The 26768-nt window shown below is 46.5% G+C and carries 31 protein-coding genes and 1 pseudogene; all 32 read right to left on the bottom strand.

Annotated elements, in window-relative coordinates; translation table 11 throughout:
- Nucleotides 1-3 precede the first annotated feature (3 nt).
- The 32 genes and pseudogenes from secY to rplK all read right to left on the bottom strand — a co-directional run bounded on the left by secY (nt 4) and on the right by rplK (nt 26654).
- A complete protein-coding gene (gene secY / locus FD961_RS00405; RefSeq protein WP_215393651.1) occupies nt 4-1341 on the bottom strand; it encodes a preprotein translocase subunit SecY in 1338 nt (445 codons plus the stop codon).
- Between the two features lie 18 nt (nt 1342-1359).
- The gene (gene rplO / locus FD961_RS00400; protein ID WP_215393650.1) at nt 1360-1800 is read right to left on the bottom strand and encodes a 50S ribosomal protein L15; all 441 of its coding nucleotides are present in this window, start codon (nt 1798-1800) and stop codon (nt 1360-1362) included.
- A gap of 27 nt (nt 1801-1827) precedes the next feature.
- Complete coding sequence (gene rpmD, locus FD961_RS00395) at nt 1828-2016, bottom strand: 50S ribosomal protein L30 (RefSeq protein ID WP_068947704.1); 189 nt, start codon at nt 2014-2016, stop codon at nt 1828-1830.
- Nucleotides 2017-2040: 24 nt separating this feature from the next.
- On the bottom strand, nt 2041-2559 hold the full coding sequence (gene rpsE, locus FD961_RS00390; protein WP_068947703.1) for a 30S ribosomal protein S5: 519 nt from the start codon (nt 2557-2559) through the stop codon (nt 2041-2043).
- 18 nt (nt 2560-2577) lie between these two features.
- Nucleotides 2578-2931 carry a 50S ribosomal protein L18 gene (gene rplR, locus FD961_RS00385; protein WP_215393649.1) on the bottom strand — a complete coding sequence of 118 codons (354 nt, stop codon included), beginning with the start codon at nt 2929-2931 and terminating at the stop codon, nt 2578-2580.
- Nucleotides 2932-2944: 13 nt separating this feature from the next.
- A complete protein-coding gene (rplF, locus tag FD961_RS00380) occupies nt 2945-3478 on the bottom strand; it encodes a 50S ribosomal protein L6 (protein WP_215360614.1) in 534 nt (177 codons plus the stop codon).
- A gap of 10 nt (nt 3479-3488) precedes the next feature.
- A complete protein-coding gene (gene rpsH / locus FD961_RS00375; RefSeq protein ID WP_071464446.1) occupies nt 3489-3884 on the bottom strand; it encodes a 30S ribosomal protein S8 in 396 nt (131 codons plus the stop codon).
- A gap of 24 nt (nt 3885-3908) precedes the next feature.
- Nucleotides 3909-4214, bottom strand: coding sequence for a 30S ribosomal protein S14 (gene rpsN / locus FD961_RS00370; protein ID WP_071464445.1), 306 nt, complete (start codon nt 4212-4214; stop codon nt 3909-3911).
- 9 nt (nt 4215-4223) lie between these two features.
- The gene (gene rplE, locus FD961_RS00365) at nt 4224-4766 is read right to left on the bottom strand and encodes a 50S ribosomal protein L5 (protein WP_046329383.1); all 543 of its coding nucleotides are present in this window, start codon (nt 4764-4766) and stop codon (nt 4224-4226) included.
- A gap of 16 nt (nt 4767-4782) precedes the next feature.
- Nucleotides 4783-5091: a 50S ribosomal protein L24 gene (gene rplX, locus FD961_RS00360; protein WP_011901911.1), complete on the bottom strand. Its 309-nt coding sequence runs from the start codon at nt 5089-5091 to the stop codon at nt 4783-4785.
- Between the two features lie 9 nt (nt 5092-5100).
- Nucleotides 5101-5469, bottom strand: a complete 369-nt coding sequence (rplN, locus tag FD961_RS00355; RefSeq protein WP_011901910.1) for a 50S ribosomal protein L14 — start codon at nt 5467-5469, stop codon at nt 5101-5103.
- 184 nt (nt 5470-5653) lie between these two features.
- Nucleotides 5654-5923 carry a 30S ribosomal protein S17 gene (gene rpsQ / locus FD961_RS00350; RefSeq protein ID WP_011901909.1) on the bottom strand — a complete coding sequence of 90 codons (270 nt, stop codon included), beginning with the start codon at nt 5921-5923 and terminating at the stop codon, nt 5654-5656.
- Between the two features lie 12 nt (nt 5924-5935).
- The gene (gene rpmC / locus FD961_RS00345) at nt 5936-6130 is read right to left on the bottom strand and encodes a 50S ribosomal protein L29 (RefSeq protein WP_071464444.1); all 195 of its coding nucleotides are present in this window, start codon (nt 6128-6130) and stop codon (nt 5936-5938) included.
- Nucleotides 6131-6144: 14 nt separating this feature from the next.
- The gene (gene rplP, locus FD961_RS00340) at nt 6145-6558 is read right to left on the bottom strand and encodes a 50S ribosomal protein L16 (protein WP_071464443.1); all 414 of its coding nucleotides are present in this window, start codon (nt 6556-6558) and stop codon (nt 6145-6147) included.
- A 2-nt stretch (nt 6559-6560) separates the two neighbouring features.
- Nucleotides 6561-7388 (bottom strand): 30S ribosomal protein S3, encoded by an 828-nt coding sequence (gene rpsC / locus FD961_RS00335; protein ID WP_071464442.1) that lies wholly within the window; start codon nt 7386-7388, stop codon nt 6561-6563.
- Nucleotides 7389-7396: 8 nt separating this feature from the next.
- Nucleotides 7397-7729, bottom strand: coding sequence for a 50S ribosomal protein L22 (rplV, locus tag FD961_RS00330; protein WP_201721740.1), 333 nt, complete (start codon nt 7727-7729; stop codon nt 7397-7399).
- 7 nt (nt 7730-7736) lie between these two features.
- Nucleotides 7737-8015 (bottom strand): 30S ribosomal protein S19, encoded by a 279-nt coding sequence (gene rpsS, locus FD961_RS00325; protein WP_046329379.1) that lies wholly within the window; start codon nt 8013-8015, stop codon nt 7737-7739.
- Nucleotides 8016-8035: 20 nt separating this feature from the next.
- A complete protein-coding gene (rplB, locus tag FD961_RS00320; RefSeq protein ID WP_011901903.1) occupies nt 8036-8866 on the bottom strand; it encodes a 50S ribosomal protein L2 in 831 nt (276 codons plus the stop codon).
- A gap of 2 nt (nt 8867-8868) precedes the next feature.
- Nucleotides 8869-9183 carry a 50S ribosomal protein L23 gene (gene rplW, locus FD961_RS00315; protein ID WP_071464440.1) on the bottom strand — a complete coding sequence of 105 codons (315 nt, stop codon included), beginning with the start codon at nt 9181-9183 and terminating at the stop codon, nt 8869-8871.
- On the bottom strand, nt 9180-9800 hold the full coding sequence (gene rplD / locus FD961_RS00310; protein WP_071464439.1) for a 50S ribosomal protein L4: 621 nt from the start codon (nt 9798-9800) through the stop codon (nt 9180-9182). The genes rplW and rplD overlap by 4 nt, the downstream gene beginning before the upstream one ends.
- An 11-nt stretch (nt 9801-9811) precedes the next feature.
- Nucleotides 9812-10468, bottom strand: coding sequence for a 50S ribosomal protein L3 (gene rplC, locus FD961_RS00305; RefSeq protein WP_071465078.1), 657 nt, complete (start codon nt 10466-10468; stop codon nt 9812-9814).
- Between the two features lie 197 nt (nt 10469-10665).
- Nucleotides 10666-10977, bottom strand: a complete 312-nt coding sequence (rpsJ, locus tag FD961_RS00300) for a 30S ribosomal protein S10 (protein ID WP_011901899.1) — start codon at nt 10975-10977, stop codon at nt 10666-10668.
- A 113-nt stretch (nt 10978-11090) separates the two neighbouring features.
- Nucleotides 11091-12281 (bottom strand): elongation factor Tu, encoded by a 1191-nt coding sequence (gene tuf / locus FD961_RS00295; RefSeq protein ID WP_071464438.1) that lies wholly within the window; start codon nt 12279-12281, stop codon nt 11091-11093.
- Nucleotides 12282-12331: 50 nt separating this feature from the next.
- A complete protein-coding gene (gene fusA / locus FD961_RS00290; RefSeq protein ID WP_215393648.1) occupies nt 12332-14434 on the bottom strand; it encodes an elongation factor G in 2103 nt (700 codons plus the stop codon).
- Nucleotides 14435-14461: 27 nt separating this feature from the next.
- A complete protein-coding gene (gene rpsG / locus FD961_RS00285) occupies nt 14462-14932 on the bottom strand; it encodes a 30S ribosomal protein S7 (RefSeq protein ID WP_015420229.1) in 471 nt (156 codons plus the stop codon).
- Between the two features lie 150 nt (nt 14933-15082).
- Nucleotides 15083-15463, bottom strand: coding sequence for a 30S ribosomal protein S12 (gene rpsL / locus FD961_RS00280; protein ID WP_011901896.1), 381 nt, complete (start codon nt 15461-15463; stop codon nt 15083-15085).
- A gap of 177 nt (nt 15464-15640) precedes the next feature.
- Entirely contained in the window at nt 15641-19903 is a 4263-nt protein-coding gene (rpoC, locus tag FD961_RS00275; protein WP_215393647.1) for a DNA-directed RNA polymerase subunit beta', read from the bottom strand.
- A gap of 1 nt (nt 19904) precedes the next feature.
- On the bottom strand, nt 19905-24005 hold the full coding sequence (rpoB, locus tag FD961_RS00270) for a DNA-directed RNA polymerase subunit beta (protein ID WP_215393646.1): 4101 nt from the start codon (nt 24003-24005) through the stop codon (nt 19905-19907).
- 226 nt (nt 24006-24231) lie between these two features.
- Nucleotides 24232-24606, bottom strand: a complete 375-nt coding sequence (gene rplL, locus FD961_RS00265; protein WP_011901893.1) for a 50S ribosomal protein L7/L12 — start codon at nt 24604-24606, stop codon at nt 24232-24234.
- 159 nt (nt 24607-24765) lie between these two features.
- Nucleotides 24766-25281: pseudogene (rplJ, locus tag FD961_RS00260) on the bottom strand (50S ribosomal protein L10); the annotation flags it as partial.
- Between the two features lie 237 nt (nt 25282-25518).
- Complete coding sequence (rplA, locus tag FD961_RS00255) at nt 25519-26220, bottom strand: 50S ribosomal protein L1 (protein ID WP_215393644.1); 702 nt, start codon at nt 26218-26220, stop codon at nt 25519-25521.
- A gap of 2 nt (nt 26221-26222) precedes the next feature.
- The gene (rplK, locus tag FD961_RS00250; protein WP_011901890.1) at nt 26223-26654 is read right to left on the bottom strand and encodes a 50S ribosomal protein L11; all 432 of its coding nucleotides are present in this window, start codon (nt 26652-26654) and stop codon (nt 26223-26225) included.
- Between the last annotated feature and the right edge of the window lie 114 nt (nt 26655-26768).

Genomic DNA, 26768 nt, shown 5'->3' with positions numbered 1-26768 from the left:
CAGTTAAGCGCCCATCTTAAAGTTAGCTTTTTTCATCAAAGAGCCGTACTGCTGCTGCATGACAAATGACTGAACTTGAGCCATAAAATCCATTGCAACAACAACAATAATCAACAATGAAGTACCGCCGAAATAGAACGGCACGTTGTACTTCAACACTAAAAATTCTGGCAACAAGCAAACCAAAACCATATAAATTGCACCGGCCAAAGTTAAGCGCACCAAGATCTTATCGATGTAACGCGCTGTTTGGTCACCCGGACGGATGCCAGGAACAAATGCGCCACTCTTCTTCAAATTCTCAGCAGTCTCGCGGCTGTTAAATACCAGAGCGGTATAGAAGAAACAGAAGAAAATGATCGCAGCTGCATACAAAATTGTGTAAACAGGTTGGCCTGGAGCCAATGTTGCAGCCAAGTCTTTAATGATTCTGCTGAACATGTTGGTGGGTTCACCGGATGTAAACCAGCCAGCAATCGTTGCAGGGAACAAAATAATTGATGATGCAAAGATTGGAGGGATTACACCTGCCATGTTTAACTTCAATGGGAAGTATGAAGACTGGCCACCATAAACTTTGTTGCCAACTTGACGTTTAGCGTAATTCACCAAGATACGGCGTTGGCCACGCTCTACAAACACCACAAAGTAAGTAACTGCTGCAACGATCACTACGATCAAAAGTGCAGAAATAATATTCATTGAGCCAGTGCGAACCAACTCTAACAAACTAGCTAAAGCATTTGGCAAGCCAGATACAATGCCGCCAAAAATAATAATAGAAATACCGTTACCTAAACCACGTTCTGTAATTTGCTCACCAAGCCACATTAAGAACATGGTACCAGTTACCAAAGTAACGACGGTGTTCAATTCAAACATGAGGCCAGGGTTAATGACCAAGCCTGGCTGCGCTTGCAATGCCACTGAAATCCCTAATGCTTGGAAAGTAGCCAAGAATACAGTGCCATAACGGGTGTACTGAGTAATCTTGCGTTGACCGGCTTGGCCTTCTTTCTTCAAAGACTCTAATGCTGGAACAACAATCGTCATCAACTGCATGATGATCGATGCAGAGATGTACGGCATGATTCCGAGAGCGAAGACAGTAAAGCGAGATAAAGCACCACCTGAGAACAAATTAAACATACCCAGGATGCCATCTTTTTGACCTGCAAAGAGCTGGCCTAACTGATCCGGATCAATGCCCGGCACAGGAATATGTGCACCCAAACGATAAACAAGCAAAGCCAGCACCAGGAAAACCAAGCGACGACGTAAATCGCCGAACTTGCCTCCTGCTGTTGCAGTGTTTGCGTTATTGGTAGGTGCTAATGCCATATCTTCTGAAAAGACCTATTAAGCCAACTCAACCAATTTGCCGCCAGCCGCTTCGATAGCTGCTTTTGCACCGGCTGTTGCTGTAATGCCCTTGAGGGTTACAGCAATCTTGATTTCACCAGTCTTGATCACCTTCATTGCATTGATTTGCTCGCCAGCAAAGCCGTGAGCCTTCAATACCAAGAGATCCACTTCTGGCAAATTGATCTTTGCTAAGTCGTTCAAGGTAATCTGTCCAACGTGACGACGTGTCAAAGACACGAAACCACGCTTTGGCAAACGACGGTACATAGGCATCTGACCGCCTTCGAATCCAACTTTATGGAATCCGCCGGAACGGGACTTTTGACCTTTGTGACCACGGCCAGCAGTTTTACCAAGACCAGAACCAATGCCGCGACCTACGCGACGACGGTTTTTCTTGGAGCCTTCTGCAGGTTTAATTGTGTTGAGTTGCATATTCTTCGCCTATTTACTTGCTAGTTATTAGCCAATGACTTTAACTAGATAAGAAACTTTATTAATCATGCCGCGAACAGCTGGTGTGTCTTCCAATTCAGATACTGAATTGATACGACCAAGGCCTAAGCCACGTACAGTTGCACGATGGCTTTCGCGTGTACCGATCAAGCTGCGTACTAATTGCAGTTTGACTTTGGAGTTTGATTTTGTCATTTGTAGATTCCTAATCTTTTGGTCTTAGCCGAGAATCTCTTCAACTGACTTACCGCGCTTAGCAGCAATCTCAGCAGGAGTACTCATCTTGCTCAAACCATCAATTGTTGCGCGAACCAAGTTGTACGGGTTTGTAGAACCGAGTGACTTAGCAACCACGTTGGTTACACCCATTACATCGAAAATAGCGCGCATTGGGCCGCCAGCAATAATTCCAGTACCGTCTTTAGCTGGAGAAATCAAAACGCGTGATGCGCCGTGCTGACCAGTAACAGTGTGCTGCAAAGTACCCTTGCGTAAGGAAACTTTGATCATCTTGCGACGAGCTTCGTCCATTGCCTTTTGAACAGCAACTGGAACTTCCTTTGACTTGCCTTTTCCCATGCCGATGCGGCCATCGCCATCGCCAACTACAGTGAGTGCAGCGAAGCCGAGAATACGACCACCCTTAACCACTTTTGTTACACGATTAACAGCAATCATCTTCTCGCGAAGACCATCATCACGCTCTTCGTTTTGCATCTTAGTTTGCATTTTTGCCATGTTTTTTCCTAAACCCTATTAGAACTTCAGGCCGGCTTCACGCGCAGCTTCAGCTAAGGCCTTAATACGGCCGTGGTAACGATGACCGGAACGATCAAAAGCAACATCAACAACACCTGCTTTAACAGCACGCTCAGCAACTAACTTACCGATTTGTGCAGCTGCGTCAGCATTGCCGCCGTTTTTGATCGCTTGGCGCAAATCTTTTTCCATCGTTGAAGCAGCTGCTACAACTTTGGTTCCACATGGGCTATAAACCTGTGCAGAAATATGAGTATTGCTACGGATAACTGTTAAGCGATTTGCCATTGCTTCGGCAATGCGAATACGAGTCTGCCGAGCACGTCTTTGTCTGGATTCGTCTTTATTCATTTTCTAATCTCGCTTACTTCTTCTTAGTTTCTTTCAGATGCACAACCTCATCCACGTAGCGAACGCCCTTGCCTTTGTATGGCTCTGGTGAACGGTATGCGCGAACTTCGGCTGCGACCTGGCCAACTTGCTGCTTGTTGGAGCCTTTAATAATGATTTCAGTTTGAGTTGGAGTCTCTGCTTTTACACCCTTTGGAAGGTTGTAAATAATGTCGTGTGAGAAACCTAACTGCAATTTCAATGTTTCGCCTTGAGCAGCAGCACGGTAACCAACACCTACCAAGCTGAGCTTGCGCTCAAAGCCAGCAGTTACGCCAACAACCATGTTGTTAACCAAAGCACGTGCAGTACCTGACTGTGCACCAGCTTCTGGTGAGTCGTTATTTAAAACAACTGTCAGTACGCCATCTTCTTGTTTCAAACCAACAGAAGGATGCAAGTTGTGTGTCAAAGTACCCAATGGGCCCTTAACAGTAATATTTGCACCGTTGATGCTGATTTCAGCTCCCTTTGGAACTGTAATTGGTGATTTGCCTACGCGGGACATATTTCGCTCCTTAAGCTACGTAGCAAATAACTTCGCCGCCCACGCCTGTTGCACGTGCTTTACGGTCTGTCATTACGCCTTGAGGGGTTGAAATAATTGCAATGCCCAAGCCATTCATTACTTCTGGAATGTCATGGCGGCCTTTATAGATACGTAGACTTGGTGTTGAAACACGGTCAATACGCTCGATAACAGGGCGACCTGCATAGTATTTGAGATCAATGTGTAGCACTGGCTTAGCTGCTTCACCTTTGATTTCGAAATTCTCGATGTAGCCTTCATCTTGCAACACTTTTGCGATAGCTACTTTTACTTTTGACGACGGCATAGTGACTAGTGGTTTCTGCACTGCTTGCGCATTGCGGATCCGGGTCAACATGTCGGCGATTGGATCGCTGATACTCATGAGTTCTCCTAATTCTTTCGCCGCTTACCAGCTGGCCTTGGTTAAACCGGGGATTTCGCCACGGAAGGCGATTTCACGAATCTTGCTACGAGCCAAACCGAATTTACGGAATGTGCCACGTGGTCGACCGGTTAATGAACAACGATTTCTTTGACGAATCGGGCTTGCGTTACGTGGAAGTGCCTGTAGCTTCAAGCGAGCTTCATAGCGCTCTTCATCGCTGCGTGATTGATCAGCAATGATCGCTTTGAGTTCAGCACGCTTTGCAGCGTACTTCTCTACAGTTTTTGCGCGCTTATTCTCGCGCTCAATTAGGGATAGTTTTGCCACGTTAGCCTCTTAATTGCGGAAAGGGAATTTGAATGCTGCCAACAAAGCTTTTGCTTCTTCGTCAGTTTTAGCAGTCGTCGTAATACTGATATTGAGACCACGGAGGGCATCAATCTTGTCGTATTCGATTTCAGGGAAAATGATCTGTTCTTTAACGCCGATGTTGTAGTTACCACGGCCATCAAATGCCTTACCAGAGATACCGCGGAAATCACGTACGCGTGGTAATGCAACAGTAACGAAACGATCCAAGAATTCGTACATGCGTGCACCACGCAATGTCACCATGGCGCCGATTGGGTAGCCTTGACGAATCTTGAAACCTGCAATCGCTTTTTTAGCTTTAGTTACAACTGGCTTTTGGCCTGCAACTTTAGTTAAATCACCAACTGCATTTTCGATAATCTTTTTGTCGTTCACTGCATCACCCAAGCCCATGTTCAGGGTTACCTTAGTGATACGTGGAACTTCCATTACAGACTTGTAACCAAACTTGGCAATCAAATCTGCAACAACTTTAGCTTGATAGTGTTCTTGAAAACGTGTGCTCATAATTTCTCCGTGCCCCTTATGCGCTTAAAGTTGCGCCAGTGGTTTTGAGGAAACGTTGCTTTTTACCGTCTACGAGTTTGATACCAACACGTGATGGTTTGCCGTTACCGTCAACCACAGCCACATTAGAAATGTGAACAGGCATCGTCTTGTCAATCATGCCGCCGGTTACACCAGCAGCTGGATTTGGCTTAACGCTCTTTTTATAAATATTTACGCCCTCGATAACCAATTTGTTCTCGAGAACAGCCGTTACAGTTCCTTGCTTGCCTTTATCTCGGCCAGTCAACAAAACTACGGAATCACCTTTACGAATCTTTTTCATGTCAGCCTCTTAAATAACTTCGGGGGCGAGAGAAACGATCTTCATGAACTTCTCAGTACGCAATTCGCGTGTGACAGGTCCAAAGATACGTGTGCCAATTGGCTCTAACTTAGCGTTGAGCAATACCGCAGCGTTTGCATCGAACTTAATCAATGAACCGTCTGGACGGCGAACACCCTTAGCTGTTCTTACTACAACAGCGTTATAAATATCACCTTTTTTTACACGGCCACGTGGAGCAGCTGACTTAACGCTGACTTTGATGACATCACCGATACTGGCGTAACGACGCTTAGAGCCGCCCAATACCTTGATGCACAAAACTTCACTGGCGCCTGTGTTATCAGCGACCTGTAATCTACTTTCGGTTTGTATCATTTCTAATCCCCAACTTATTGGCCAAAGGCAAACAGTCTTGGTTCCGTCTATGGGCTTTAACGAAAGTTAAAACCCGGAATTAATGAAAAACACTGCTTCTCCAATAAAACCAGAGAAGCCTTCTATTCTACTACGTAAAACTGGGATTTGGGAAGATATTTCACCAAAATCCCATAAAAATAACTTAAATACCCTTTGAAGCCTCAACTAAACGGGTCACAACCCAAGATTTAGTACGTGAAATTGGCTTAGATTCAGCAATTTCAACGGTATCACCCATCTTGTATGTGCCAGCTTCATCATGGGCATGGTATTTTTTGGACTGGCCAACGTACTTACCAATCACTGGATGCTTTACTTGACGCTCTACCAAGACCGTCACAGTTTTTTGCATTTTGTCGCTAACAACGCGGCCCACTAGGGTGCGGCGCAAGGGTTTAGATAATTCTGTCATATCCCTTTTTCCTTATTTCTGTGCAGTCTTTTGGGCGATAAAAGTCTTTACACGAGCGATGTCGCGCTTATTTTTACCCAATTGGCTGGTATTTGTGAGTTGCTGAGTGCCCTTTTGCATACGGAGCTTGAAACCGGTCTTAAGTAACTCGGTTAACTCTGTATTCAAAGCATTCAGATCTTTTGAGGCTAATTCTGTATTTTTCATAATCTCTATCCCGATCAACCTAAGTGGCGAATCACGAAAGTGGTCTGTAAAGGCAACTTAGCAGCAGCAAGCTTGAAAGCTTCGCGCGCCAATGTCTCATCAACACCATCCATCTCGTAAAGCACTTTGCCTGGTTGAATTTCAGCTACGTAGTACTCTGGATTACCTTTACCGTTACCCATACGTACTTCAGCAGGTTTTTGTGAAATTGGCTTATCTGGGAAAATGCGAATCCAAATACGGCCACCACGTTTAATGTGACGAGTCATCGCACGACGTGCTGACTCGATTTGGCGAGCAGTCAAACGACCACGGCCAACGGCCTTCAATCCAAAGTCCCCAAAGGCTACTGAACTACCGCGTGTTGCCACGCCAGTGTTACGACCTTTTTGTTCTTTGCGATACTTGCGACGCTTTGGTTGTAGCATGCTTACTCTCCTGACTTCTGCGTATCTGCGGCCGGTGTTTCAACCTTACGCACACGCTTTACTGCTGGCTTAGCAGCAACTAATGGCTTGTCAGCACCAGCAGCTGGCTTACGAGCAGCTGTTTTGCTTGGAGCACGACGAGTTTTCTTTTCTTCGGCAGCTGGTTCAGCGGATGGAGCAGCTACTTGAGCTTCTGCACCACGACCTAGTGTGTCGCCTTTGTAAACCCAAACTTTTACGCCAATAATGCCGTATGTTGTTTCAGCTTCTGATGTTGCGTAATCAATATCAGCCTTCAATGTATGAAGTGGAACGCGACCTTCACGGTACCATTCGCGACGAGCAATCTCTGCACCATTCAAACGACCGGAAGACATGATCTTGATGCCTTGAGCGCCGAGACGCATTGCGTTTTGCATTGCGCGCTTCATTGCACGACGGAACATGATTCGCTTTTCAAGCTGCTGAGTAATAGAGTCAGCAATCAATTGCGCATCCACTTCTGGCTTACGAATTTCTTCGATATTCACGTGCACTGGAACACCCATGCGCTTTTGCAATTCGCGGCGGAGAACTTCAATGTCTTCACCTTTTTTACCAATCACAACGCCTGGACGTGAGCTATAGATTGTGATGCGTGCATTCTTAGCAGGACGCTCGATCACGACTTTGCTAACGGATGCATTCTTCAACTTCTTTTTCAAATAGATGCGGACATCTACGTCTTCTTTCAGCATCTTTGCAAAATCAGTATTGTTTGCATACCAACGTGATGTCCAATTCTTCGTTACCGCGAGTCGGAATCCGGTTGGGTTTATCTTTTGTCCCATATCTTTCCTTAGTTACTCAAGGTCACGGTGATGTGACATGTTTGTTTTTCGATTTGATTTCCACGACCCTTGGCGCGTGCTGTGAAGCGCTTCAAGGAAGTGCCTTTATCAACAATAATTGTTGATACCTTGAGCTCATCAATATCAGCACCTTTATTGTGTTCAGCGTTGGCCATTGCAGACTCAACCACTTTCTTCACAATGAAGGCAGCTTTTTTGGGGCTGAAATTCAAAATGTTCATTGCGCGTGCAATCGGCAAACCACGGATCTGGTCAGCGACCAAACGTGTTTTTTGCGCAGAAATGCGGGCGCTCTTGTGAATAGCTTTAACTTCCATCATCATCCCCTTACTTCTTCGTTACTTTCTTGTCAGCAGCGTGACCTTTGAAAGTACGGGTCAAGGCAAATTCGCCTAACTTATGACCCACCATGTTTTCTGATACATAAACCGGAACGTGTTGACGACCGTTGTGTACAGCAATTGTCAGACCAATAAAGTCTGGAAGAATTGTTGAACGGCGTGACCAAGTTTTGATCGGCTTTTTGTCCTTGTTGGCTTGTGCGACCTCAACCTTGTTTACCAAGCTGGCTTCGCAAAATGGGCCTTTTTTAGCTGAACGTGTCATATCTATTTTTCCTTAATCGCTTAACGCTTTTGACGACGTTGAACGATCATCGATGTTGTACGCTTATTACGACGTGTACGATAACCTTTGGTTGGAGTGCCCCATGGAGATACTGGTACACGGCCTTCGCCAGTCTTACCTTCACCACCACCATGTGGGTGATCTACTGGGTTCATTGCCACACCGCGAACGGTTGGGCGAATACCACGCCAGCGATTTGCACCTGCTTTACCAATAACGCGCAAGCTGTGCTCTTCATTACCAACTTCACCGATAGTTGCACGGCATTCAATCAGAACACGGCGAACTTCGCCAGAGCGCAAACGAACCTGAGCATATACGCCTTCACGTGCTAGCAATACTGCTGAACCACCAGCTGAACGGGCTACTTGAGCACCTTTGCCAGGCATGATTTCTACACAGTGAATTGTGCTACCAACGGGAATATTACGAATTGGCAAATTGTTACCAGATTTGATTGGAGCTTCTGAGCCACTCATCAAAGATTGGCCAACAGTCATGCCCTTAGCAGCAGGAATATAGCGACGCTCACCATCCGCAAACACGATCAATGCAATATTGGCACTGCGGTTTGGATCGTATTCCAAGCGCTCAACTTTTGCTGGAATACCATCTTTGTCGTTGCGCTTAAAGTCAACAACACGGTAATGATGCTTGTGACCACCACCTTTATGACGGGTAGTGATGTGGCCGTTATTATTACGTCCCGCTTTTTGAAACTGTGGCTCTAACAATGGTGCAAAAGGCTTGCCTTTATGGAGGTCGGGATTGACCACCTTGACCATTGAGCGACGACCTGGTGAGGTCGGTTTTGTCTTCATCAAAGGCATGATTAATTCGCCTCCGCTTCAAAGTTAATTTCTTGACCTGGTTTCAAATTCACATAGGCCTTCTTAGTGTGGTCACGACGACCTTCAAAACGGCCATAGCGCTTAGGCTTACCCTTTTGATTCACGATTTGAACAGAGTCAACTTGCACTTTGAAGAGCAATTCAACTGCTTGTTTTACATCGAGCTTATTTGCGTCGCGAGCAACTTGGAACACTACTTGTTCGTTCTTCTCTGCAACCATTGTGGCTTTTTCAGAGATAACCGGTCCAAGCAGAACCTTCATTAGGTTGTGATCGTTTTTACGGACTTGGCTCATTTCAGCAACTCCTCAATTTTTGCGATCGCTGATTTGCTGACCAATACTTTTTTGTATTGAACCAAAGCTAATGGATCGGCGTGCTGTGGCTCACATACAGCAACTTTATGCAAGTTACGTGATGCCAAGTACAAATTCTCGCTAACCTGATCAACAATGATCAAGACTGAATCCAAACCCATTGCCTTAACTTTGTCAGCTAAAACCTTAGTTTTTGGAGCATCAAGATTGAATTGATCAACAACATTCAAACGACCTTCGCGAGCCAACTGAGACAAAATTGATCTCATACCAGCACGGTACATTTTCTTGTTTACTTTTTGGCTGAAATTCTCTTCTGGAGAATTTGGGAATATACGACCACCTCCACGCCACAGCGGGGAAGAGCTCATACCAGCACGTGCACGACCAGTACCTTTTTGACGCCAAGGTTTCTTGGTTGTGTGCTTAACTTGCTCACGGTCTTTTTGTGCACGGTTACCGCTGCGTGCATTTGCTTGGTAGGCCACTACAACCTGGTGTACCAATGCTTCGTTATATTCACGCTCGAATACTTCTGGTGAAGCTTGAACGCCTGCACCTAAAGTACCGTTGTCTTGGAGAAGCTTAAGTTCCATATTCGCTCTCCTTATTTCTTCTTCAACGGTGTTTTCACCGCTGGAGTAACAATAACTTTACCGCCTGGGGCACCTGGAATAGCGCCTTTAACCATGATGAGATTACGTTCTGCATCAATGCGTGCGATGACTAAATTTTGAACTGTACGTGTAACGTCACCCAAGTGACCGGTCATACGCTTACCAGGGAAAACACGGCCTGGATCTTGCGCCATACCGATAGAGCCTGGTACGTTATGTGAACGTGAGTTACCGTGGGATGCACGACCAGAAGCGAAGTGATAACGCTTGATGGTACCTGCGTAGCCCTTACCGATAGACACACCTTGTACGTCCACTTTTTGACCAGCAGTAAATGCAGCTTCAGCAGGAATTACTTGTCCTGGCGTCATTTCTGCAATTTTTGCTGCGTCTAATTGGAATTCGTTGAGACCGTTACCAGCCATCACTCCAGCTTTGGCGAAGTGACCAGCCATTGCTTTAGTAACGCGTGTAGCTCTACGTGTGCCATGTGCCAACTGGATAGCATCATAGCCATCAGTTGCCTGGGTCTTGATTTGAGCGATTCTGTTGTCGCTCACGTCAATTACGGTTACAGGGATTGAATCCCCTTCGTCCGTAAATAGACGGGTCATGCCGACCTTGCGGCCGATTAAGCCTAAGCTCATATTCATGCTCCACGCCGACTTCGATTGGTCGGCAAAATTAATTTAAGTGATTTACAAGTAAAAGTACTTCTAAATCAATAACTTACAGCGTTTTTAATACTGATAAAACTAAGATTGTCGCTCAAATAATTGAGCGAAGCCTTAGATTCTATCCCGAAAACCCAGTCTTGACAAGCAAAAAGACTGGAAATAACAAATTACTGCAACTTAATTTCGACGTCCACACCTGCTGGGAGGTCTAATTTCATCAAAGCATCTACAGTTTTCTCTGTAGGATCAACAATATCCATCAAACGGAGATGGGTACGGATCTCTAACTGATCACGTGATGTCTTATTCACGTGTGGTGAACGCAAGATATCAAAACGCTCAATACGGGTTGGCAAAGGTACTGGACCCTTAACAACTGCACCAGTGCGCTTAGCTGTATCAACGATTTCAGCTGCAGACTGGTCGATCAAACGGTAATCAAATGCTTTAAGGCGAATACGAATTTTTTGGTTTTGCATATTAATTCCAAAGAGCGGTGTGGTGCTGCCACGTTATACATCTAAAGAGCACGGTGACATCAGCAGCACTGATGTCACCGGTTAGCAAACCGCTAAATATTTTTTACTACTACTTAAGCCAAAATCTTTGCAACCACGCCGGCGCCAACAGTACGGCCACCTTCACGGATCGCAAAACGTAAACCTTCTTCCATCGCGATAGGAGCGATGAGTTTTACGGTAATTGTGACGTTATCACCAGGCATCACCATTTCTTTGTCTTTTGGCAACTCGATTGAACCAGTAACGTCCGTTGTACGGAAGTAGAACTGTGGACGATAGTTGTTAAAGAATGGAGTATGACGACCACCTTCATCTTTACCCAAGATATAAACCTCGGCTGTAAAGTGAGTATGTGGGGTGATTGAACCTGGCTTAGCCAATACTTGGCCGCGCTCAACTTCTTCACGTTTTGTACCGCGCAATAAGATACCAACGTTATCGCCTGCTTGACCTTGGTCGAGCAATTTGCGGAACATTTCAACGCCAGTACAAGTTGTCTTGAGGGTTGGCTTAATACCGATAATTTCGATCTCTTCGCCGACTTTAACGATGCCACGCTCGATACGACCGGTTACAACAGTACCGCGACCGGAGATAGAGAACACGTCTTCTACTGGCATCAAGAACGCGCCATCAATTGCACGCTCTGGAGTTGGGATGTATGTATCGAGTGCTTCAGCCAATTTCATGATGGCTTCTTTACCCAATGGGCCTTCGTCGCCTTCAAGCGCTAACTTAGCAGAACCTTGAACGATTGGTGTGTCATCGCCTGGGAAGTCATATTTAGACAGAAGCTCACGAACTTCCATTTCAACTAACTCGAGCAATTCAGCGTCATCAACCATGTCGCACTTGTTCAAGAAAACAACGATGTAAGGAACGCCCACTTGGCGTGCCAAGAGGATGTGCTCACGAGTTTGTGGCATTGGGCCGTCAGCTGCAGAGCAAACTAAAATTGCGCCGTCCATCTGCGCAGCACCAGTAATCATGTTCTTAACGTAGTCAGCATGTCCTGGGCAATCCACGTGTGCGTAGTGACGATTTGCAGTCTCGTACTCAACGTGTGCAGTATTAATCGTAATACCACGTGCTTTTTCTTCTGGAGCAGCATCGATCTGATCGTATGCTTTTGCTTCGCCACCGAATGCTTTTGAGAGCACAGTTGCGATTGCTGCTGTCAATGTGGTTTTACCGTGGTCAACGTGACCGATGGTGCCTACGTTTACGTGCGGTTTTGTCCGCTCGAACTTTTCTTTTGCCATTTTTGTCTGCCTTCTTTAGCTAGTCAATATTCAAAATTAATGTGGATAAATTACTTCGCTTTAGCAGCCATAACTGCTTCAGCAACGTTCTTAGGTGCTTCGGAATAATGCTTAAATTCCATGGTGTAGGTAGCGCGACCTTGGGTCAACGAGCGCAAGCCAGTTGAGTAACCAAACATCTCTGCCAATGGCACTTCAGCGCGAACGATCTTACCGCCCCCTGGAATGTCATCCATACCTTGCAAAATACCGCGACGGGATGAGAGATCACCCATAACGTTACCCATGAAATCTTCTGGTGTTTCTACTTCAACAGCCATCATCGGCTCAAGCAACACAGGGGATGCTTTACGCATACCGTCTTTGAATGCCATAGAACCCGCCATCTTAAATGCGTTTTCGTTGGAGTCAACGTCATGGTATGAACCGAAGAACAATGTTGCTTTGATATCTACAACTGGATAGCCAGCCAAAATACCGGAGTTCAAAGTTTCGATAATGCCTTTTTCTACTGCAGGGATATATTCACGTGGAACTACACCGCCCTTAATAGCGTCGACGAATTCAAAACCTTTACCAGGTGCTTGTGGCTCTAATTTCAATACTACGTGACCATATTGACCACGACCACCAGATTGCTTAACGAATTTACCTTCGATTTCTTCGCAAACCTTACGAATGGTTTCGCGATAGGCAACTTGTGGCTTACCAACAGTTGCTTCAACGCTGAACTCACGCTTCATACGGTCAACTAAAATTTCTAAGTGAAGCTCGCCCATACCAGAAATAATGGTTTGGCCTGATTCTTCATCAGTCTTCACACGGAAAGAAGGATCTTCTTGTGCCAAGCGATTTAAAGCAAGGCCCATTTTTTCCTGGTCAGCTTTAGTCTTTGGCTCAACAGCTTGTGAGATCACTGGCTCTGGGAATACCATGCGCTCCAAAATCACGATGCTATCTGGATCACACAATGTCTCACCAGTAGTTGCGTCTTTTAGACCAACCGCTGCAGCGATATCGCCTGCGTAAACTTCTTTAATTTCTTCACGTTGGTTTGCATGCATCTGCAACAAACGGCCAACACGCTCTTTCTTACCCTTGATTGGGTTGTAGATTGTGTCACCCGACTTCATCACACCTGAGTAAACGCGGAAGAAAATGAGCTGGCCAACGAATGGGTCAGTCATGATCTTGAATGCTAATGCAGAAAACTTCGCATTATCAGATGCCTCACGAGTTGCAGGCGTGCCATCTTCTAATTCACAAGGAACCGGTGGAACATCCAATGGGGATGGCAACAACTCAACTACTGCGTCCAACATTGCTTGAACGCCTTTGTTTTTGAAGGCAGTTCCGCACAACATTGGAACGATTTCGTTAGCGATAGTACGTTGACGTAATGCTGCTTTAATTTCTTCTTCGGTCAAGCCTTCGCCGCCGAGATACTTTTCCATCAACTCTTCTGAGCTCTCTGCAGCAGCTTCGAGCATTTTCTCGCGCCACTCTTCAGCAGAAGCTTGTAACTCAGCAGGGATGTCTTCGTAGGTGAACTTAGTGCCTTGTGAAGCTTCATCCCAATAGATGGCCTTCATCTTTACCAAGTCCACAACGCCTTTGAAGTTTTCTTCGGCACCGATAGGAATTTGAATCAAGATTGGATTTGCTTTTAGGCGCATCTTCATTTGGTCATAGACCTTGAAGAAGTTCGCGCCAGTACGGTCCATCTTGTTTACGAATGCTAAACGGGGAACCTGATACTTGTTAGCTTGACGCCAAACAGTTTCGGATTGTGGCTGCACGCCACCTACCGCACAGTAAACCATGCAAGCGCCGTCCAAAACACGCATAGAGCGCTCAACTTCAATAGTGAAGTCTACGTGTCCTGGGGTATCAATAATGTTGATACGGTGCTCAGGCATATTGCCTGCCATACCCTTCCAGAAAGTGGTGGTAGCAGCAGAAGTAATCGTGATACCACGCTCTTGCTCTTGCTCCATCCAGTCCATGGTAGCTGCGCCATCATGCACTTCACCGATTTTGTGATTAACACCGGTGTAGAACAAAACGCGTTCTGTAGTTGTTGTCTTACCTGCGTCAATGTGCGCAGAAATACCGATATTGCGGTATTTGTCGATGGGGGTTTTACGTGCCACTGTTGGTGCCTTTTCTTTACTATTTGATTAGAAGCGGAAATGTGAGAAAGCTTTGTTAGCTTCTGCCATACGGTGAACTTCTTCACGCTTCTTCATTGCGCCGCCACGACCTTCAGCAGCTTCTAATAATTCGTTGGCCAAACGTTGAGCCATAGATTTCTCACCACGCTTTTTAGCGGCTTCACGCACCCAGCGCATTGCCAAAGCAGAGCGGCGTGATGGGCGAACCTCAACAGGAACCTGGTAGTTAGCACCGCCAACACGACGGCTCTTGACCTCAACCATTGGCTTAACGTTGCCCATGGCTGTTGAGAAAACTTCGAGTGGTTCTTTATTTGCTTTTTTCTCGATGTGATCAAAGGCACCGTAAACGATACGCTCTGCAACCGATTTCTTGCCGTCCAACATCAGGACGTTCATGAATTTAGCTACTTCTACATTGCCGAATTTTGGATCCGGCAAAATTTCCCGTTTGGGAACTTCACGACGACGTGGCATAACTACTCCTTCAGTTCAGTTAGGGATGATTCACATGAATCATCCGCTCCGGTTGCCCTACTATTTAAGAAATTTCTTAAACGGAACAACCACTTACTTGTCTTTTAAGTCTGACAAACGAAGACTTACTGCAAATACTTTAAGTTGCTATTAAGCAGCTTTCTTGGCGCGCTTAGCACCGTACTTGGAACGTGACTGCTTACGGTCTTTAACACCTTGCAAGTCAAGTGAGCCACGAACGATGTGGTAACGAACACCTGGCAAATCCTTTACACGACCGCCACGAATTAACACTACTGAGTGTTCCTGGAGGTTATGGCCTTCACCACCAATGTATGAAATCACTTCAAAACCATTGGTTAGGCGAACTTTGGCTACTTTACGAAGCGCAGAGTTAGGCTTTTTAGGAGTGGTTGTGTACACACGTGTACATACACCACGGCGCTGCGGACTGTTTTCCAGTGCAGGGCTCTTGCTTTTAACGATAAGCCTGGATCTTGGCTTGCGTATTAATTGATTAATTGTTGGCATAAAATAGCTCGGTTAGTACTTCTTTGTTGCTTTCTTCAAGAAAATCAATGACTTAGAGAATTTCTAGGTCAAAAAGACCCTCTTCTGAATCAGTAGAACTCAGCATTCTAGCTTGGCCAGCTCTTTCCGTCAACCTAATGGGGAAAAAACTGGCCATTTCTGGCCAGAATTACCAAATTAGCTCGGATCAGCCTCCCCAGCAGGAGCAACCACTTCAGCCTCTATTTCTACAGGGGCGTTAGCCATTGCTTCCTCTTCAGCGGCAATCATTTGAGCGCGATCACGCTCGAATTGCTCTCTGACCTTGCGTGCACGGCGGTATGACAAGCCGGTACCTGCAGGAATCAAGCGACCAATAATGACGTTTTCCTTGAGACCACGGAGTGTATCGGTCTTGCCCATAATCGCGGCTTCGGTCAATACACGGGTAGTTTCTTGGAAAGAAGCCGCTGAAATAAAGCTGTCGGTCGACAAGGATGCCTTAGTAATACCAAGCAATACGTTGTCAAACTGAGCTGGGTGCTTACCTTGGGCAATCACCGCATCGTTCGCGTCATATAACTTAGAACGCTCAACCTGCTCACCAGTGATGAAGGATGTATCGCCCGGATCAGTTACCTGAACACGACGCAACATCTGACGTACGATTACTTCGATGTGCTTGTCATTGATCTTCACACCCTGGAGACGATAAACGTCTTGCACTTCGTCAACGATGTAGATTGCCAACTCTTCGATACCTTTTAGAGTCAAGATGTCGTGTGGATCAGCAGGGCCTTCCACAATCATCTCGCCCTTATTCACAACTTGACCGTCATGAACGAGAACTTGCTTCTCTTTAGGAATCAAGAATTCATTAGCTTCGCCATCCATATCGGTAATGACCAAACGTTGTTTACCTTTGGTTTCTTTACCGAAGGAAACGGTTCCAGTAACTTTCGCCAATACAGCTGCATCTTTTGGTGAACGTGCCTCGAACAATTCTGCAACGCGTGGCAAACCACCAGTAATGTCGCGAGTCTTCTGTGATTCGATTGGAATACGTGCCAATACTTCACCAACTTCGACCTTCTGACCATCTTTAACAGTAATCAAGGCACCCACTTGGAGGCCAATGTTTACTGGATGATCAGTACCAGCGATCATGACTTCGTTACCCTTTTCATCAACTAAGTTGATCATTGGGCGAACGCCTTTGCTTGCTGCAGAACGACGCTTACCGTCAATTACCACCAAAGTAGAAAGACCAGTAACTTCGTCAACCTGTTTAGCAACGGTTACACCTTCTTCAACGTTGTCGAAGCGAGCGATACCAGCGTACTCAGAAATAATCGGACGTGTTAATGGATCCCATGTCGCCAAGCTTGCGCCAGCCTTCACTGCTGCATCTTCTTTTAACAAGAGAGTTGCACCGTAAGGCACTTTATGACGCTCACGCTCACGACCATTCTCGTCAACGATCAAGGCTTCGCCAGAACGTGAAATCACGATCTGCTCACCCTTTGCGTTCTTCACAACACGCATCGTGCCGGAGAACTTCAATGCACCGTTAGACTTGGCTTCAATATTGCTTGCAACCAATGCACGTGACGCTGCACCACCGATATGGAAGGTACGCATAGTCAACTGTGTGCCTGGCTCACCGATGGACTGAGCAGCGATAACGCCAACTGCTTCACCAACGTTGACCAAACCACCGCGACCTAAATCACGTCCGTAGCACTTAGCGCACAAGCCAAAGCGAGTTAAGCATGACAATACTGTGCGAACTTTAACTTCGTCGATGCCCAAGGCAACGATTTGATCAACATGATCTTCGTCGAGCAATGTGTCGTTAGGAACAATGACTTCTTGTGTGTCAGGATGAACGATGTCACCGATACATACGCGACCCAAAATACGATCACGCAATGCTTCGATAATTTCGCCGCCCTCTACAAGCGCTTTCATTGTTACGCCTGAAGTTGCACCGCAATCATCTTCAATCACTACGAGGTCTTGTGTTACGTCGCACAAACGACGTGTCAAGTAACCAGAGTTCGCTGTCTTCAACGCTGTATCAGCCAAACCTTTGCGAGCACCGTGTGTAGAGATGAAGTACTGCAGCACGTTCAAACCTTCACGGAAGTTCGCAGTAATTGGGGTCTCAATGATCGATCCATCAGGCTTGGCCATCAAACCACGCATACCAGCCAACTGGCGAATCTGCGCTGCAGATCCACGCGCACCAGAGTCCGCCATCATGTAGATGGAATTGAAGGATTCTTGACGCACAGTTTTACCGTTACGGTCGAGTACGTCAACGTGCGACAACTCGTCCATCATCGCCTTACCAACCTGATCACCTGCAGCACCCCAAATATCAACCACGTTGTTGTAACGCTCTTGATTGGTTACGAGACCTGACATGAACTGCTTGTCATACTCCTTAACCTTGGCAGAAGCCTCAGTGATGATGCGCTCTTTAGATGTTGGGATCAGCATATCGTCGATCGCAACAGAGATGCCTGCATTGGTTGCCAAGCGGAAACCAGACTGCAAGAGGCGGTCAGCAAAAATCACTGTTTCACGCAAACCGCACTTACGGAATGAAGTGTTGATCAAACGTGAGATTTCTTTTTTCTTCAAAGGCTTGTTGATTTCCTCGAAAGACATGCCTTTAGGCAAAATCTCAGACAAGATAGCGCGGCCAACTGATGTGTGATAAATCTTGGTCTTCTCAGCAAAACGGGCATCGCCCTCTGCCTTCTTGTCCACGATCTCATACTCAGTAATACGCACAGCAACACGAGAAGCCAATTCAACTTGACCTGCTTCATATGCACGCACTACTTCAGTAATGTTAGCGAAGACCATGCCCTCGCCTTTACCGTTGATCTTGTCACGTGTAGCGTAGTACAGACCCAACACCACGTCCTGTGAAGGAACGATTGATGGCTCGCCGTTAGCTGGGAACAATACGTTGTTCGAAGCCAACATCAATGTACGCGCTTCCATTTGCGCTTCTAGTGACAAAGGAACGTGAACCGCCATTTGGTCACCGTCAAAGTCCGCGTTAAATGCCGCGCAGACTAATGGGTGCAATTGGATTGCTTTACCTTCAATCAGCATTGGCTCGAAAGCCTGAATACCGAGACGGTGCAATGTAGGCGCACGGTTCAACATGATTGGATGTTCGCGAATCACTTCTTCGAGAATGTCCCAAACGATTGGAGTCTGGCTCTCAACTTCTTTCTTCGCAGCCTTAATGGTGGTTGCAATTCCTAAAGTCTCAAGCTTGTTGAAAATAAATGGCTTGAATAATTCCAATGCCATCAATTTTGGTAAGCCGCACTGATGTAATTTCAGTGTAGGGCCAACCACGATGACTGAACGACCTGAGTAGTCAACACGTTTACCCAACAAGTTTTGACGGAAACGACCGCTCTTACCTTTAATCATCTCAGCCAAGGACTTGAGAGGACGCTTATTAGCGCCAGTCATAGCCTTACCGCGACGACCGTTGTCGAGCAATGAGTCAACCGCTTCTTGCAACATACGCTTTTCGTTGCGAACGATGATCTCTGGAGCGCGCAACTCTAACAAACGCTTAAGACGATTGTTTCGGTTAATAACGCGACGGTAGAGGTCGTTCAAATCAGAAGTAGCAAAGCGACCGCCATCCAATGGCACCAATGGGCGCAACTCTGGTGGCAATACTGGCAGCACTTCCATGATCATCCAGTCAGGCTTGATACCTGAAGTCTGGAACGCCTCGAGTACTTTTAAGCGCTTGGCGTATTTCTTGATCTTGGCATCGCTACCAGTTGCTTTTAAATCTGCACGGATCGTCTCTACTTCACGATCGATATCAATCGAACGCAAGAGATCACGAATACCTTCCGCGCCCATGATGGCAGTAAATGCACCGTCACCATACTCTTCAGTCTTGGCAATGTACTCGTCTTCAGACATGATCTGACCGCGCTTCATTGCGCCTTCAGGAGTCATGCCAGGATCAACAACTACATATGCTTCAAAGTAGAGAACGCGCTCGATATCACGCAATGTCATATCGAGAACCATGCCCAAACGGGATGGCAGTGATTTCAAGAACCAAATGTGCGCTACAGGGGCTGCCAACTCAATGTGGCCCATGCGCTCACGACGTACCTTAGCGAGGGTAACCTCAACGCCGCACTTCTCGCAGATAACACCACGGAACTTTAAACGCTTGTACTTGCCGCATAAGCACTCGTAGTCTTTGGTTGGTCCAAAAATCTTGGCGCAGAACAGACCATCACGCTCGGGCTTAAAAGTCCGGTAGTTGATGGTTTCTGGTTTGCGTACTTCACCAAAAGACCATGAGCGAATTTTCTCAGGAGATGCGAGACCAATTTTGATGACATCAAACTGCTCTTCGCCCTGCGTTTGCTTAAATAAATCGAGCAATGCTTTCATATCAGTTGCGCTCCATGTCAATGTCAATACCCAACGAACGGATTTCTTTTACCAGCACGTTGAAGGATTCGGGCATGCCAGCATCAATCGTGTGCTCGCCCTTGACGATGTTTTCATAAACCTTGGTACGGCCTGCGACGTCATCGGACTTCACTGTCAGCATTTCCTGCAAGACATATGAAGCACCGTATGCTTCGAGGGCCCAGACTTCCATCTCACCAAAGCGCTGACCACCGAACTGAGCTTTACCGCCCAATGGCTGTTGCGTTACTAAAGAGTAAGGTCCGGTTGAACGTGCGTGCATCTTGTCGTCGACCAAATGGTGGAGTTTCAAGACGTGCATTACGCCAACAGTGACTGGACGCTCGAATTGATCGCCAGTACGGCCGTCACACAAAATCATTTGCTGACGTGAAGGAGTCATCTTCAAAGATTTAGCAACATCTTCTGGATACGCCAACTCGAGCATGCGGCCGATTTCTGCTTCTGTAGCACCGTCAAACACTGGGGTTGCAAATGGCAAGCCTTGGCGGAGATTCTCAGCCAAAACATTAATCTGCTCATCAGTGAAGTTGTCGATGTCTTCAACACGACCTGTTTCGTTATAGAGCTGCTTGAAGAACTTACGTAATTCAGTTTGTTTAGCATGCTCACGAACCATCTCATCGATACGCTTACCAATACCTTGAGCTGCCCAACCTAAGTGGGTTTCCAAAATCTGGCCAACGTTCATACGGGAAGGAACGCCCAATGGGTTCAAGACAATGTCTACAGGGCGTCCGTCAGCCATAAATGGCATGTCTTCCGCTGGAGCGATTTTAGAAACCACACCCTTATTACCGTGACGACCGGCCATCTTGTCACCAGGCTGTAAGCGACGCTTAACAGCCAAGTACACCTTAACCATTTTCGTTACACCAGGTTGCAAATCATCGCCCTGGGTAAGCTTGGTGCGCTTCTCTTCAAAAGCTTCGTCAAACTGTTTACGTTTCGCTTCGATAGAAGATTTAATCGCCTCAACTTGCGAAGCAACCTCGTCATCTGCAGGACGAACGTCGAACCAATGATATTTGTCCAGGCCAGCAAGGTATTCCTTGTCGATCTTAGTGCCTTTAGCCAATTTCTGAGGACCGCCGTTGGCAACTTTGCCAATCAACAGTTTTTCTAAACGCATGAAGGCATCGCCTTCAACAATACGCAACTGGTCGTTTAAGTCCAAACGATAGCGTTGCAATTCCTCTTGAATGATTGACTGTGCACGTGCATCGCGCTCAATGCCTTCACGGGTGAAGACCTGAACATCGATAACGGTACCAATCATTCCTGAAGGAACGCGCAAAGAAGTATCTTTAACGTCAGATGCTTTTTCACCGAAGATCGCACGGAGGAGCTTCTCTTCTGGAGTGAGAGTAGTCTCACCCTTTGGAGTTACCTTGCCAACCAATACGTCGCCAGCTTCAACTTCAGCACCGATGTACACAATACCGCTCTCATCCAAACGGGAGAGTTGTGACTCTGCCAAATTGGAGATATCGCGAGTAATTTCTTCTGAACCAAGTTTGGTATCACGCGCAACCACTGACAACTCTTCAATATGAATAGAGGTGTAACGGTCGTCAGCAACAACCTTCTCAGAGATCAAGATTGAATCTTCGAAGTTGTAGCCGTTCCATGGCATAAATGCCACAGTCATGTTTTGACCCAAAGCCAATTCACCCAAATCGGTAGATGCGCCGTCAGCAACTACATCGCCGCGGACAACACGATCACCAGCTTGAACGATTGGACGTTGGTTGATGTTGGTATTTTGGTTTGAACGGGTGTACTTGATGAGGTTATAAATATCCACACCAACTTCACCAGCTGCTGTCTCGTCATCGTTTACACGAATAACTACACGGTTTGCGTCAACATAGTCAACGATACCGCCGCGGGAAGCCAAAATAACCGTACCTGAGTCAACCGCAACAATGCGCTCTAAACCGGTACCAACTAATGGCTTATCTGGACGCAAGCAAGGAACCGCTTGACGCTGCATGTTCGCACCCATCAACGCACGGTTCGCATCATCGTGCTCAAGGAATGGAACGAGTGAAGCAGCAGCAGATACGATCTGACTAGGAGCAACGTCGATGAAATCGATGCGCTCTGGGCTAACCATCATGGTCTCACCAGCTTGACGAGCAGAAACCAATTCGTCAGCCAACTTGCCGCTCTTATCGATGGTTGCATTTGCCTGAGCAATCACATACTTGGCTTCTTCAATCGCAGAGAGGTAAACCACTTCATCGCTTACCTTGCTATTGGAAACCTTACGGTATGGAGTTTCTAAGAAACCGTGCTCATTCAAACGCGCAAACAACGCGAGTGAGTTGATCAAACCAATGTTTGGCCCTTCTGGAGTTTCAATTGGGCAAACACGTCCGTAGTGGGTTGGATGCACGTCGCGCACTTCGAAGCCTGCGCGCTCGCGGGTCAAACCACCAGGTCCCAATGCAGAAATACGACGCTTGTGCGTGATCTCTGAAAGTGGGTTGGTTTGGTCCATAAACTGGGACAACTGTGAGGAACCGAAGAACTCACGAATCGCAGAAGAGATTGGCTTGCTGTTAATCAAGTCATGCGGCATGAGGTTTTCTGTTTCGGCCTGGCCGAGACGTTCTTTAACCGCACGCTCAACACGTGACAAACCAGCACGGAATTGGTTTTCAGCCAACTCACCAACGCAACGCACACGACGATTACCTAAGTGATCAATATCGTCTACTTCGCCTTTGCCGTTACGCAAATCTACGAGGGACTTAATCGTGTCAAGAATATCTTCATTCGACAGAACCATTGGCCCTTCCATTTCTGGACGGTTCAAACGGCTATTGACTTTCATACGGCCAACACGAGATAAATCGTAGGTATCTTCGCTATAGAACAAGCGCTGGAACAAGGCTTCAACAGCATCTTCTGTTGGAGGCTCGCCAGGACGCATCATGCGATAGATGGCAATACGGGCAGCCATTTGATCGGCGGTTTCATCAGTACGCAATGTCTGTGAAATGTAGGCGCCAGAATCCAAATCATTCGTGTAGATGGTTTCTAATTGCTTGATGCCAGCATCGCGCAATGTAGCTAACAACTCTTCAGTGATTTCATCATTAGCGTATGCCAAGATTTCACCAGAATCTGGATCAACAATGTTGCGCGCAACCACACGACCAATTAGATAGTCATCTGGTACAGCGATAGTTTTTGTCTTAGCAGCTTCAAGTTCGCGGATGTGCTTTGCATTGATACGCTTGTCTTTTTGAATGACTACAACGCCATTCTTATCAAGCACATCAAAGCTAGCCAATTGACCACGGAGGCGCTCTGGCACAAATTCCATTGAACCGCCGTTAGCAGTCAATGAGAAATGGTCAAAGTTAAAGAAGTTAGCAAGAATCTGTTCGTTGTTTAGACCAATTGCTTTGAGCAAAATGGTGACAGGCATCTTACGACGACGGTCAACGCGGAAATAAAGGATATCTTTTGGATCAAACTCGAAATCGAGCCATGAACCACGGTAAGGAATGATGCGTGCTGAGAACAGCAACTTACCTGAGCTGTGTGTCTTGCCCTTATCGTGTTCGAAGAACACGCCTGGGGAACGGTGCAACTGAGAAACGATCACGCGCTCAGTGCCGTTGATCACAAAAGAGCCGTTTTCTGTCATGAGCGGAATTTCACCCATGTAGACTTCGCTCTCTTTTACCTCTTTCACCTTAGTAGGCGCTTCGCGATCATAAATAATCAAGCGAACTTTTGCGCGTAAGGCTGAGTGGTATGTGTATCCACGTTGTTGACATTCTTTTACGTCAAACGGTGGTTGTGACAACTGGTAAGACACGTATTCCATACGTGCATAGCCGTTGTTAGACACAATTGGGAATGCTGAAGTAAAGGCAGCTTGAAGTCCCTCAGTAAGACGAGACATTGCTGGCTTTTCAGCCTGTAAAAATTTAGCGTAGGATTCCAGCTGCGTTGCGATCAGGTACGGAACCTGGTGGTTGTTTACTCGCTTAGCAAAGCTTTTACGGACTCGCTTGCGTTCGGTGAAGCTGTAGTTCATTTCATCTCCGAATTCAGCGACTGTACAAAGATTTGGCGATTGGCCACTACCAATCACTGGCGGACAACACTAAATCAATAGATCTAGTGTCCGACCAAACTTGCATTCTGCAGTCGTATCAGAAGGCAAACCCGATTTCAATCAGAAATGAAATCGGGTTTGACCACTAATGGTCAAACCCAACAGGACTAACGCTTCTTTTTGAGAAGCGCTAGCTGAGTTTGTATTACTTGAGTTCTGCTTTAGCGCCGGCTTCTTCAAGCTTCTTCTTAGCTTCTTCAGCTGTCTTCTTATCAACAGCTTCTTTGATTGGCTTCGGTGCACCGTCAACCAAGTCCTTAGCTTCTTTCAAGCCAAGACCAGTAATTTCGCGAACTGCCTTAATTACTGAAACCTTGTTTGCGCCAGCTTCGAGCAAGTTAACAGTGAATTCTGTTTGCTCTTCAGCAGCAGCGCCACCAGCGGCACCAGCAGGACCAGCAACAGCCATCGCTGCAGCGGAAACACCAAACTTCTCTTCGAACGCTTTAACCAAGTCGTTCAAATCCATAACGGACATGCTACCTACTGCATCAATAATTTCTTCTTTAGTAATCGCCATTTTTAGCTCCTAATACTTAAATAGTTAATCTGTCGCTTATTCAGCGGCAGGGGTTTCTTTTGCTTCTGTTCCAGCTTCTGGGGCTGCGGCTGCAGGCTCAGCGCTTGCTTCTGGAGCGGCGGCTTCAGCAACTACTTCTGCTGGGGCTGCTGCTTCAACTGCAGGTGCTGCAACAGGAGCGGGTGCTCCCTCTGCCTTTTGTGCTGCTACTGCGCCCAATACGCGAGCCATCGCAGAAACTGGGGCCAACATCACACCCAACAACTGAGATAACAACTCGTCGCGGCTTGGAATTGTTGCAAGGGCTTTAACGCCTGCAACGTCTAACAACTTGCCGTTATATAAGCCAGCTTTAATGACTAGCAAATCTTGAGTCTTAGCAAATGCCTGCAATACTTTTGCCGAAGCAATCGGATCAGCAGAGATGCCGTAAATCAAGGGGCCAACCATCGAATCAGCAAGAGGCTCAAACTGTGTGCCTTGGGCAGCACGGCGTGCCAATGTGTTCTTCAAAACGCGAAGATATACACCTTGGTCACGTGCGCTTGCACGTAGCTTTGTCAACTGCTCTACTGGAATACCACGGTATTCAGCGAGCACGACAGTTTGGGCTCCAGCCAATTGAGCGCCGACATCAGCAACAATCGCTTTTTTGTCTTGTACATTCAAAGGCACGGTTTAACTCCATAAAAACCAACTGTTTCCAGTTGGGGTTACACACCAGCGTCTGATCGTTTCATCACAAGAGATCTTGTGAATATCTTTTCAGGGTCGCCATCTGCGCTGGCTATTACTTTCGTAACGATTAAGAATTAACTCTGTACTAGCAACCAATCCACCAACGGTCTTTGATGTTCGACTCTCACTCAAAGAGCAGGAGCCGACCCAAAGTTCTTTTTTGTTACAGGCTGATTAAGCCGCTGCCTGTAACGATGCTTGGTCAATACGTACGCCTGCACCCATGGTGCTGCTTACGGCAACCTTCTTTAAATAAATACCTTTTGATGCAGGAGGCTTGGCTTTATTCAAAGCCTCAAGCAATGCGAGCAAGTTTGATTTCAATGCAGCTGGCTCGAATGAACGACGGCCAATGCTTGCATGCACGATACCGGCTTTGTCCACACGAAACTGAACTTGACCTGCTTTTGCATTCTTAACTGCAGTAGCTACATCAGGAGTCACTGTTCCTACTTTTGGATTTGGCATCAAACCACGTGGGCCCAATACTTGACCTAAAGTACCAACGATTTTCATTGTGTCTGGAGATGCGATCAAAATATCGAAATCAATTTTGCCGCCTTTAATTTGCTCAGCAAGTTCTTCCATGCCTACAATTTCTGCACCAGCAGCTTTAGCTTGTTCAGCCTTCTCGCCTTGTGCAAAAACAGCAACACGAACATGCTTGCCTGTGCCAGCTGGGAGCACTACTGCGCCACGCACAACTTGGTCAGATTTCTTTGCATCAATACCCAATTGAACAGCAACATCAATAGACTCATCAAATTTCGCAGTTGCGCACTCTTTAACGAGGTTCAATGCATCTTCTAATGGGTAGAACTTGTTGGCATCAACCTTAGATTGAATTGCCTTAACGCGTTTAGATAACTTAGTCATGATTACAGACCTTCCACAGTGATGCCCATGGAACGGGCGCTACCAGCGATTGTTCTAACAGCTGCATCCATATCGGCCGCTGTCAAATCTGGCATTTTTGCTTTAGCGATTTCTTCCGCTTGGGCACGAGTAATTTTTCCTACCTTGTCCGTATGTGGACGTGGTGATCCTTTTTCAATCTTCGCAGCTTTCTTAATCATGATGGTTGCTGGAGGAGTCTTCATAATGAATGTGAAGCTCTTATCAGCAAACGCTGTAATCACGACTGGAATTGGCAGGCCAGGTTCCATGCTCTGAGTTTGAGCATTGAACGCCTTACAGAATTCCATAATGTTAAGACCGCGTTGACCCAATGCTGGACCTACGGGTGGTGATGGATTTGCTTTACCTGCAGGGATCTGCAGCTTAATAAAGCCAATAATCTTCTTTGCCATGTGTGCTCCTTAAAGCGCGCCTTACCTCATTAGGAAAGACCGCTGTTGAGTAAACGCTTCACTAGTTTTTGGCTTTCTAGCTCCGCTCCTCGGTTATTGCTAACCACTTAAAAC

Source organism: Polynucleobacter sp. TSB-Sco08W16 (assembly GCF_018687455.1).
Taxonomy (GTDB): Bacteria; Pseudomonadota; Gammaproteobacteria; order Burkholderiales; family Burkholderiaceae; genus Polynucleobacter.
This window is presented reverse-complemented; position numbering and strand designations above follow the sequence as displayed.